This is a genomic window from Rhabdothermincola sp. (assembly GCF_036846205.1).
Lineage (GTDB): Bacteria > Actinomycetota > Acidimicrobiia > Acidimicrobiales > Acidimicrobilacustridaceae > Rhabdothermincola.
Genome location: NZ_DAIUCK010000111.1, coordinates 1 through 9,753 on the forward strand (window position 1 = coordinate 1; position 9,753 = coordinate 9,753).

Here is a 9,753-nt window from a genome sequence, read left to right on the forward strand (position 1 = left end):
CCCCAGGCCCCTGCAGACGGGGGTGGCGGGCCGGTGGTCGCACCCTGACCGTAGTCGGGCACCCACTGGCCGGAGCGAGCGGGGCTCGACGGCTGTGCCCAACCCGGCCGGGTGGGATCCGCGGCGTCAGGCGTCCCGGCCCCCGGGGCTGGCGGTGTCGGGGTCGCGCCTGGTGCCGGAGCGCCGGGGGCGTCCTGGTCAGGTTCGCGATCGGGGTCTCGTGGCCACCAGCTGTCGGGCCGTTCCTGCTCGGTCATGTGACCCGCCAGGCTACCGGCGGGGCGGGGTGCGGGTGGCCACCCGCTCGCCGGCGAGCAGGAGCAGCCCGAGCAGCGCCACCGCTGGGACGGCCACGACCAGCACCTCGACCCACGACGGTCGGACCGGACGAGTGGCGAGCAGCGCCAGTGCAGCGAGCGCCATGAACAGCCCGTTGCGAGCCACGGCCAACCACGACAGCGGCCGGGCGATCACATCACCGAAGCAGTTGCAGGGCGCAGCGACACCGGCCCGCAGGCGGCGGACCAGGAAGGTGGTGAAGAACACCAGCAGCACCAGCGCGATCAGGCCGCCGGCGGCGGGCACCACCAGCAGCAGGACCACCGTCGCCAGCTCCGGGAGCGGGAGGAGCCGCCCGGTGGCCGGCGCGTTCGGCACCCCGAGCGCTTCGAACGATCCGACCGTGGACTCGGGGTCGCGCAGTTTGGCCACCGCGGCCAGGGCGAAGAACGCGGCGAGGGTGACGGCCGCCGTGTAGCCGATCCCGTCGAGGGTCATCGGCCCATGATGGCAGGGCCGGCCCTGCCATCAGGCGGTGGTGACCCGGCGGGCCGCGCCGGCGGTGATGCGCGCCACCCGCTCCCGGGGCACGATGTGCCACAGGTGCTCGATCGCCGACTCCCAGCCGTCGAGCAGGTCCTGACCCCGGCGCGAGCCGGTGAGCCACACGTGGCGTTCCACCAGCCAGCGCAGCTCCTCCACATCGTCGTGGTCGGGGCGGAGCACCTCCACCAGGTCCTGGTTGACCCGGGTCATCACCCGCTCGGGCATCGGGTCCCACACGAACGCCTCGCCCCCGGTCATCCCCGCGCCGAGGTTGTAGCCGATGCGGCCCAGCACCACCACCGTCCCGCCGGTCATGTACTCGCAGCAGTGGTCGCCGACCGCCTCGACCACCGCCAGCGCGCCCGAGTTGCGCACCGCGAACCGCTCGCCCGCGGCCCCCGCCACGAACAGCTCGCCGCCGGTCGCACCGTACAGGCAGGTGTTGCCGGCCAGGACGGTGGAGGACCCGGTCTGGCGCCGCTCCATCACCAGCGAGTCGTTGGCCGGCGGGCGGATCACGATCCGGCCGCCGGCCATGCCCTTGCCTACGTAGTCGTTGGCCGCGCCGAGCAGGTCGAGCTCCACCCCGTGGGTGAGGAACGCGCCGAAGCTCTGGCCGGCGGTGCCCTCGAAGTGCACGTGCGCGGTGCCCCGCGGCGGCAGGGAGCCGAACTCGAGGGCGATGGCTCCGGACAGGGCGGTGCCCACGGCCCGGTCCGCGTTGGTGATCGGGTAGGAGAGCGACACCTCGTCGCCGTCCCACACACCGCGGAACGCGTCCGCCAGCAGGCGATCGCCGAGCTCCGAGCGGGGATCCTGCAGCGCCACCCGCTCCACGAAACGTCTCGGCTCGTCCGGGTGCTCGGGTGGGGCCAGTATCCGGGTGAGGTCGATCGCGTCGGCCCGGGGATCACCAGTGGTGCGCTGCCGCAGCAGCTCGACCCGGCCGATCACCTCGTCGAGCGATCGGGCGCCGAGGCGCGCCAGGTGGCGGCGGACGTCCTCGGCGACGAAGAGCAGGTAGGCGGCGACCCCCTCCGGGGTGCCGCTGAAGTTGGCTCGTAGATGCGGGCGCTGCGTGGCCACGCCGGGCTTGCACGTGTCCCGGTGACAGGCCCGGAGCATGATGCAGCCCTCGGCGATCATCACCGCGGTGCCGAAGGAGTACTCGTCCGCGCCGAGCAGCGCGGCGATCACCACCTGCCGGCCGGTCTTGAAGCCGCCGTCGACCCGGACCCGGGCCCGGGAGCGCAGGCCATTGTCCACCAGGGCCCGCTGGGTGTCCGCCAGGCCGATCTCCCAGGGCATCCCGGCGTGCTTGATCGACGAGAGCGGGCTGGCGCCGGTGCCCCCGTTCGCGCCGGAGATGTGCACGACGTCGGCCAGCGCTTTCACCACCCCTGCCGCGATGGTCCCCACCCCGTCCTCAGCCACCAGCTTCACGGAGACCTCCGCCGCGTTCACCTGCTTGAGGTCGTAGATGAGCTGGGCGAGGTCCTCGATGGAGTAGATGTCGTGGTGCGGTGGCGGGGAGATGAGGCCCACGCCGGGCTGCGTGTAGCGCAGGCGGGCGATCTCCGGGGACACCTTGTGGCCGGGGAGCTGCCCGCCCTCGCCGGGCTTGGAGCCCTGCGCGATCTTGATCTGCACCTCGTCGGCGAAGGCCAGGTACTCGGGGGTGACCCCGAACCGCCCGGAGGCCACCTGCTTGATGCGGGAGTTCTTGTCCAGCCGGCCGAGGCCGCGGGTGCGGTAGCGCTCGGGGTCCTCACCGCCCTCACCGCAGTTCGAGCGGGCGCCGAGCAGGTTCATGGCCTGCGCCAGGGTTTCGTGCGCCTCCTTGGACAGCGCGCCATGTGACATGGCCCCCGTCGAGAACCGCCGCACGATCGCGGAGGCCGGCTCGACCTCCTCGAGGGGGACGGGATCACCCAGTGGGACCGCCTCGAGCAGGTCGTGCAGCTCGATGGGAGCCCGCTCGTCCACCAGGCGGGCGAACTGCTCGTACAGGCCGTCGTCTTCGCCCCGGATGGCCCGCTGCAGCAGGTGGGCAGCGGCCATGTCGGCCACCAGCGGATCGGCCTCGAGGAGGGGAGGGGTCTCCTGCACCAGGGTGAGGTCATTGAGGGCCTGCACCACCTCCTTGGAGTGGGCGTGCGGCTCACCCCCCTTGCGGACCCGGAAGAACCCGGGGGAGTCCAGCTCCACCTGTTCGGTGCCGTAGGCCTTAGCGTGCAGGGCCAGCACATCGCGGCCCAGCTCCTCCCAGCCGATGCCGCCCACGATCGAGGGCGTGCCCCGGAAGCACACCTCCACCACCTCCGGGCCGAGTCCGAGAACCTCGAAGATCTGCGCGCCCCGGTAGGAGTCGACGGTGCTGATCCCCATCTTGGAGAGGATCTTCAGGACCCCGGCCTCCAGGGCTGCCCGCAGGCGGTCCTGGGCCTCGGAGCCGACCAGGGACTCACTCTCGTCCGCGTCGGCCTCGGCGGCCACGGTGGCCAGCGCCAGGCGCGGGCAGACCGCGTCCGCGCCGTAGCCGATCAACGCCGCCACCGAGTGAACATCGCGGGCGTCGTCCGCGATCACCACGATGCTGGTGTCAGCTCGGCGGCGCTCTTCGACCAGGCGGTGCTGCACCGCTCCGCACGCCAGCAGGGAGGGGACCGGCGCCCGCTCGGGACCGACGCGGTCCTGGTCGATGATGAGGATTCCCGCTCCGTCGGCGACCGCTCGGGCCGCCCGGTCGGCGAGTGCCCGTACGGCGGCCTCCAAGCCGGCCGGCCCGTCGGCGGCGGCGAAGGTGGCGTCGAGCACCGCGGTGGTGAACGGGTTGCGCTCAGGGTCGTGCAGCCAGTCGATGGCGGAAGGGAACAGGAAGAACGAGTCGAGCGCGAGCAGGCGGGCACGCTCGGGGCGCTCCTCGAGCAGGGGCCCCCGGGGTCCGAGCAGGGCTCGCAGGCTCATGACCAGCCGCTCCCGGAGGGGGTCGATGGGTGGGTTGGTCACCTGCGCGAAGCGCTGCCGCAGGTAGTGGTGGACGGGCCGTGGCCGGCCGGCGATGGGGGGCAGCGGCGAGTCGTCGCCCATGGCGAAGGTCGGCTCGTGGCCTTCGTGGGCCATGGGCTTGAGCACCATGGCCAGCTCTTCCTTGTTGTAGCCGTGGGCTGCCTGGCGGCGGAGCAGGTCGGGCAGTGGGTCCACCATCGGAGCGCCTGCCCGGACCCGTCGGAACCCCTCCGCCGCCCACTGCGCGTACGGCGCGTTGCGGGCCAGGACGTGCTTGAGGGCGTGGTTGCGCACCACCCCGTGCTCGGGAGTCACGAACAGCATGTGCCCCGGCCCCAGTCGGCCGCGCTCCACGCTGCCCCGCCCGCTCAGGTCGACCGCGCCGACCTCTGAGGCGCACACCACCAGCCCGTCCTCGCAGATCTCGTAGCGCAGCGGTCGTAGGCCGTTGCGGTCGAGCAGTGCCCCGACGCCTTCGCCGTCGGTGAAGATCACGCCCGCGGGGCCGTCCCAGGGCTCCATCAGCGCCGAGTGGTACTCGTAGAAGCCGCGGACCTCGGGGTCGAGGTCCCGGGTCTCCTCCCACGCCTCGGGCACCAGCATGGCCATGGCGTGGCAGATGTGGCGGCCGCCTCGCAGCAGTAACTCGGCGGCCTCGTCGAGCTTGGCGGAGTCCGAGCCTCGCGGGTCCAGCACCGGGATGAACAGTTCCTCGTCGCCCAGCCCCGCCTGGTCGGTGCCGAGCCGGCCCCGGCCACGCATCCGCATCTCGTTGCCCTGGAGGGTGTTGATCTCGCCGTTGTGGCAGAGCAGGCGGAACGGCTGCGCCCGCTCCCAGGTGGGCAGGGTGTTGGTGGAGAATCGTTGGTGGAACACGACGAACGGCGACGTATACCGCTCGTCGTGCAGGTCCAGGTAGAAGTCGGCCAGGTGGTCCGCGGCGACCAGGCCCTTGTAGACGATCGTGCGGAACGAGCACGACACCGCGTACACGTCGTCGACGGCCCGCTCGATCCGGCGGCGGAAGCGGTAGGCCCGGCGCTCGAGGTCCGCGGGGTCCTCGCCCGTCCCGCCAGCCGCGCCGTCCCGGGGGGCGCGCTCGACGATCGCCTGGAGGATCTCGGGCCGGGTGGCTCGGGCCATCGCGCCGAGCACCGAGTCGTCGGTGGGTGGGGTCCGCCACTCGACGATTACCAGGCCCTCGTCCCGTGCCGCCTGCTCGACCGCCCGCTGCGGCGGCTCACCGCGGCAGAACAGCACCAGCACCCCTCGGCCCTCGCCGAACAGGGCCGGGGGGATGGCGGTGAGCACCCCGGTGCCGTCCGAGGTGAGCGCGTCGGCAGCGACCGCGCCCCGGTGCTTCACGTGGGCCAGGCCCGACAGGCCGGCCTCGACGATCGATCGGTCGGTTCGCCCTCGGGCATCGGCTACGAAGCCGATGCCGCAGACATCGAGCTCTCGCATGGGTTCACGTCCTTCGCGCGCGACCAGTGGGAGTGTGCGTGCCGGACGATCGGGGGTGCGTCCGTCGCAGCTGCGTCGGCGTCGATGCCGGTATGGCTGCGGTGCCGTGCCTCGCTGCACTGGCGGAACGCGGCGCCGTTGCCCGTGAGCCCCGATGGTGGCCCGCTCGACTGTACCGCTCTCCCCGCCAGGTCGTCGCTCGGCTTTCCGGCTCATCACCTCGGCGTCGGCCCCCAGCTATCGTCGGCGCGAGAGGAGGGAGTGCCATGGCACAGGTTTCGCCGTTCCGCGTGGGTGCGGTGCTCGTCGCCGTCGGGCTGTCGGTCGGGTGCGGGTCGTCGTCGACGAGCGGGCCGAACCGCAGCGAGATCATCCAGGAGCTGCAGGACGCCGGACTGAGCAAGCCGCTCGCGGAGTGCGTCTACGACGAGGCGAACGACCGGCTGGATTTCGGGAAGCTCGAGCGGGAGGGGCCCGACAGCTTCCAGGGTGACGAGCAGCAGGTCTTCGCCGAGGTGGCCGCCAAGTGTCTCAACGCCACCGCCTCCGGTAGCTGATCGATCGGCTCCGGCGGGCTGACCCCCGTCGCCGGCCACGGGCGGCCCTGGCCACGGCCGGGCTCGTCAGCCCAGGTCGGGCCAGGCCGGGCGGCGGCGGCGTTTGGGGCCGCGCTCACCGAGGGCCCACGCCCGCCGCCACGCCCCCACCGCAGGGCCTTGCAGCGACGGGGTGGTGCCGGCGTGCGCCCGGCGGCGGGCCTGCCACCAGTCGGTGGTGGCCTCGTCGGCCAGCTCGGCCACGGCGCGTTCGATACGGGTCGCGAAGGCTCGGGAGTCCTCGTCCTCGTCGGGCCGCAGCGGCCACCCGAAGGTGACCTGCGTGGGGGAGGGACGGGGGATGGACGAGCCCTTGCGGAGAATGCGCCCGGTGCCCTCGACGTGCACCGGCACCACCGGCACCTCGCACCGCAACGACAGGTACGCAGCCCCGCCGCGGAACGCCTGACCCCACCCGTCGGGGCTGCGGCCTCCTTCGGGGAAGATGAGCATGCTCCACCCGTCATTGATGAGCTCGGCGGCCTGCTGGGCCGAGGTGCGGCTGACCTTCGTGCGCTCGATGGGGATGGCGCCGATGACCAGCGCGGAGAGCGCGCTGGTGAGTTGGTTGCCGAAGAAGTAGTCGGCCGCAGCGCCGATGAACAGGTGATGCCGCCACGGCTCGGGAATCACCGACAGCAGCAGCGGGGTGTCGACGTGGCTGTGGTGGTTGGCCGCGAACACCACCGGGCCCTCGAGCGAGCCGAGCCGGTCGATGCCGCGCACCTGCGGCCGGGCGAGGGCCTCCATCGCCGGGCGCACCACGCCTTCGACGAGCAGCACCCGCGCCGCCCGGGCCGGGTAGGAGCGGGCCCACTCGGTGTCGTAGTTGGCGCCGACCTTGCTCTCGCGCCTGGGCGGTTCGACCCCGACCGGCACGCTCGCCGGGGCGAGGGGGAACGGGAGCTTGCGCACCAGCGCCGAGGCGCTCGGCCGTGCCAGGCGGGCCACCGCACCGGCGTTGACCGGGAGCCGCTTGGCGAGCTTGCCTCTGCTGACCGGCATCGACCTGAGCCCCGTGACCGGGCGCGACCGCTCGGCGCTCGCCATGTCAGCTCACGTCCGCCATCAGGATCGGCGGGTTGTGGACGTGGGTGATGGTGGCGTCGCGGCCCACCACGTCGCTGGCCATCTCCAGCGCGTCCTGCATGGTCGACGCGGGCCGGAAGCCGAGCCGGCGTACCGCTCTCGGATCGCCCCCGACGACGATCACCTGTCCCAGGTGCGCCAGCGCGTGGCTGCCCCAGTACCACATGTAGAACGGGTGCACCCCGTGGTAGGCGTACGACGTGCGGTACAGGTGCCGGTACCACTCGTCTTCCGCGTACTGCTTCTCGTAGCGGGACTCGATCTCGGCCGGGTCGGTGGTTTCGGCCAGCACCTGCTCGAAGAAATCGATGTAGCTCGGGTGGTGCACCGGGTGGAACTCCCACGGGGTCGGGTGACTCATGATGAGCACGCCGCCCTCGCGCACCAGCGGCCGCCCCCGGTAGAGGTTGAAGAAGTACCCGAGCCCCAGGCACATGACCAGGATCGGGTTCATGATGGAGTTCACGTTGTAGGGGCAGATGTAGGGCAGGCCCATGGTGAGGATGTCGGTCTGACCCTCGACCGCCACCAGGTGCTGCCGGTACACGTTCTCGGTGGTGACCGCGTGCACCGCTTCGACCTCACCCGCCTGAACGGAGGTCATGGCGTGTGGAGCGCGCCAGGAGTGGAAGATCTGGCGCCGGGTGCGCGCCGGTAGCCGCTCGAGGCTCTTCTGCATGGCGAGGAACGTGAAGCGGTCGCGGGCGTTCCACTCCCATTCCCGCTTCTGCAGCACGCTCATCGGCCCGTCGGTGCCGAACACGTCGTTGTTGATCGTCGTCTCGATCTGGAAGATCTTCACGCCCGCGTCGCGGAGCACCTTGCCCATCCGCCAGTTCGACGAGTGCAGCTCGCTGCGATGCTGATCCATGAAGGATCGGCTGTGTCGGAGGGTCCGGACGTTGTGGTGGTGACGCAGGCTGCGGTAGCTGGCGAGACCGGTGGCGGTGCTCTTCCAGCCGCCGTCCATCGAGACGATGTTGATGTTCACGTACACCAGCAGGTCGCTCTCCGCCGCCCGCTTGTTGATCTCGACCTCTTCACCTTTGTCAGTGGTGCCCAGGTAGGCGAGGTTGTCGGGGTCCTCCGCGTCGTGGTTGGTGAGCAGGCCGTGCGGAGCGAACGCGTCGTAGACCCGGTCACCCACCGCGTGGCGCAGCTCGGCTTCGGTCATGCGGCGGTGCAGGGCCAGTGCCGCGATGAGTGCCACGTCGTCGACCCCGGCGGCCGCGGCCATGTCGAGGACCTGCTCGATGATCCGCTGGCGGATGTCGGGGCGGCGCATCGGTGGCAGCGGCAGGGAGACGTCGTCGAAGGCGATGGTGAGCTTCATCCCCGGCCTGAGCAGGGCGGGCAGCGGAGGCGAATCGCCGAGCGGGTTGAGCAGCGCGTGGCGGATGGCCGCGTCGGGGTGCTCGATCGGCTCCAGCGGCTCGGCCGGGTAGATGACCCGGGTTCTCCCCGGCGGGAGCTTCTCCAAGCGGAACCCCTCGCCGTGGTGGAACAGGATCGGCGGGGTGTTGCGGTCGACCTCGAGGACGAAGCCAGGTCTGGTCATAGCCGCGTGCGCTCCTTCTCGTTGCGGAGGTCGAAAGCGATCTTCACCGCGCCACGGCGGCCGGCTGACGCCGCGTGGGCGATGGCGTCCTGGTAGCGGGCCAGGGGATAGGTGGCGCTCACCAGCCGCCCCAGGTCGGCCGCTTGCACCAGCTCGAACGCGAGGTCGAAGGTGCGGCGCCGCTCGCCCGACGGCAGCTCCTCGGTGCCGTACGCGTACGCGCCGGCGAGCACGATCTCCCGTTGCCACAGCCCGGTGAGATCGACGTGCACGTGGCCCGGCATGCCCACCAGGGTCACCCGCCCCTTCGGGCGCACCGCGGCGAGCGCATCGGCGAGGCTCGTGGCGGAGCCGACGCAGTCGATGACGTGGTCGGCGCCGCCGGTCAAGCGGGTGATCCGCCCGTCGCCGAGGGCCATGGTGCCGGTGAGGCGGCGCACGGCGCGCAGCACCTCGTCGGGCTCGGCCAGCAGGTCAGCGCCGAGAGCCCGGGCCAGTTCGCGCTGGGTGGGGTGCTTGGCCACGGCCAGGATCGGGCCGGCCAGGGTGAAGTGGCGCACCGCGGCGGTGACCAGCAGGCCGAGGGTCCCCGCGCCGAGCACCACCACCGACTCGCCTTCCCGGATGCCCGCGGTGAGCGCGGCGTGCACCGCGCACGCGGTGGGCTCCACCATCACCGCGGCCTCGTCGCTCATCGTGCCCGGCACCGGGTGCAGCTGGCTCGGGTGGGCCACCATCAACGTCGACCAGCCGCCGCCAGTGTCATGGCAGAACCCACTCTGCAGACCGGGGGCCAGCGCACCGAACGCGATGTGCTCGCAGTTGCCGAGCTCCCCGCGACCGCACGCCGGGCACGGCGGGTCGATGCCCCGGGTGACGCAGCCCAGCACCGGCTCGACCACCACCCGGTCCGAACCGTCGGTGCCGGTGCGGTCGGCCACCACCTCGTGTCCCGGCACGAATGGGAAGGACACGATCGGCTCGAAGTAGCGGGACGCGTGGCCGTCGATGGTCGACAGATCGCTGCCGCAGATGCCGGCCAGGCGCGGGCGGATCACCACCCAGTCCGGGCCGGGCAGCTCCGGTGGGTCGAGGTCCCGCAGGCGCAGCGGTCCGATCTTGGCGCCGGCGCCGGGAGTGAGACGTCCTGCCGCGGCCGCGGCCGCGTAGCGGGCCGGGCGGGCTTCGAACTGCAGCGCCTTCACCGGCGCC

Annotated in this window: 6 protein-coding genes; 1 reads left to right on the forward strand and 5 read right to left on the reverse strand. The window is 72.1% G+C overall.

All coding sequences use genetic code 11. The features are described 5' to 3' along the window. Positions 1 to 270: 270 nt before the first annotated feature. Together V7004_RS13715 and V7004_RS13720 are read right to left on the reverse strand one after the other, a co-directional pair. Positions 271 to 777, reverse strand: a complete 507-nt coding sequence (locus tag V7004_RS13715) for a MauE/DoxX family redox-associated membrane protein (protein WP_334144670.1) — start codon at positions 775 to 777, stop codon at positions 271 to 273. 30 nt (positions 778 to 807) lie between these two features. After that, the gene (locus V7004_RS13720; protein ID WP_334144671.1) at positions 808 to 5,298 is read right to left on the reverse strand and encodes a glutamate synthase-related protein; all 4,491 of its coding nucleotides are present in this window, start codon (positions 5,296 to 5,298) and stop codon (positions 808 to 810) included. A gap of 266 nt (positions 5,299 to 5,564) precedes the next feature. Here V7004_RS13720 and V7004_RS13725 point away from each other — a divergent pair, with 266 nt between their 5' ends. After that, positions 5,565 to 5,855, forward strand: a complete 291-nt coding sequence (locus tag V7004_RS13725; protein ID WP_334144672.1) for a hypothetical protein — start codon at positions 5,565 to 5,567, stop codon at positions 5,853 to 5,855. 66 nt (positions 5,856 to 5,921) lie between these two features. Here the strand turns inward: V7004_RS13725 and V7004_RS13730 are convergent, their stop codons facing one another. From V7004_RS13730 to V7004_RS13740, 3 genes are all read right to left on the reverse strand, one after another. Then, complete coding sequence (locus V7004_RS13730) at positions 5,922 to 6,899, reverse strand: lysophospholipid acyltransferase family protein (RefSeq protein WP_334144673.1); 978 nt, start codon at positions 6,897 to 6,899, stop codon at positions 5,922 to 5,924. Positions 6,900 to 6,945: 46 nt separating this feature from the next. After that, positions 6,946 to 8,541, reverse strand: a complete 1,596-nt coding sequence (locus V7004_RS13735) for a lactate racemase domain-containing protein (protein ID WP_334144674.1) — start codon at positions 8,539 to 8,541, stop codon at positions 6,946 to 6,948. Further along, positions 8,538 to 9,753 (reverse strand): zinc-dependent alcohol dehydrogenase (locus tag V7004_RS13740; protein ID WP_334144675.1); only part of this gene is annotated, 1,216 nt, incomplete at its 5' end. The genes V7004_RS13735 and V7004_RS13740, both read right to left, overlap by 4 nt.

Bases quoted from the DNA above. Each gene is read 5' to 3' on its own strand.
- V7004_RS13730 (WP_334144673.1), bottom strand. From the start codon at position 6,899: ATGCCGGTCAGCAGAGGCAAGCTCGCCAAGCGGCTCCCGGTCAACGCC.
- V7004_RS13715 (WP_334144670.1), bottom strand. From the start codon at position 777: ATGACCCTCGACGGGATCGGCTACACGGCGGCCGTCACCCTCGCCGCG.
- V7004_RS13720 (WP_334144671.1), bottom strand. From the start codon at position 5,298: ATGCGAGAGCTCGATGTCTGCGGCATCGGCTTCGTAGCCGATGCCCGA.
- V7004_RS13735 (WP_334144674.1), bottom strand. From the start codon at position 8,541: ATGACCAGACCTGGCTTCGTCCTCGAGGTCGACCGCAACACCCCGCCG.
- V7004_RS13725 (WP_334144672.1), top strand. From the start codon at position 5,565: ATGGCACAGGTTTCGCCGTTCCGCGTGGGTGCGGTGCTCGTCGCCGTC.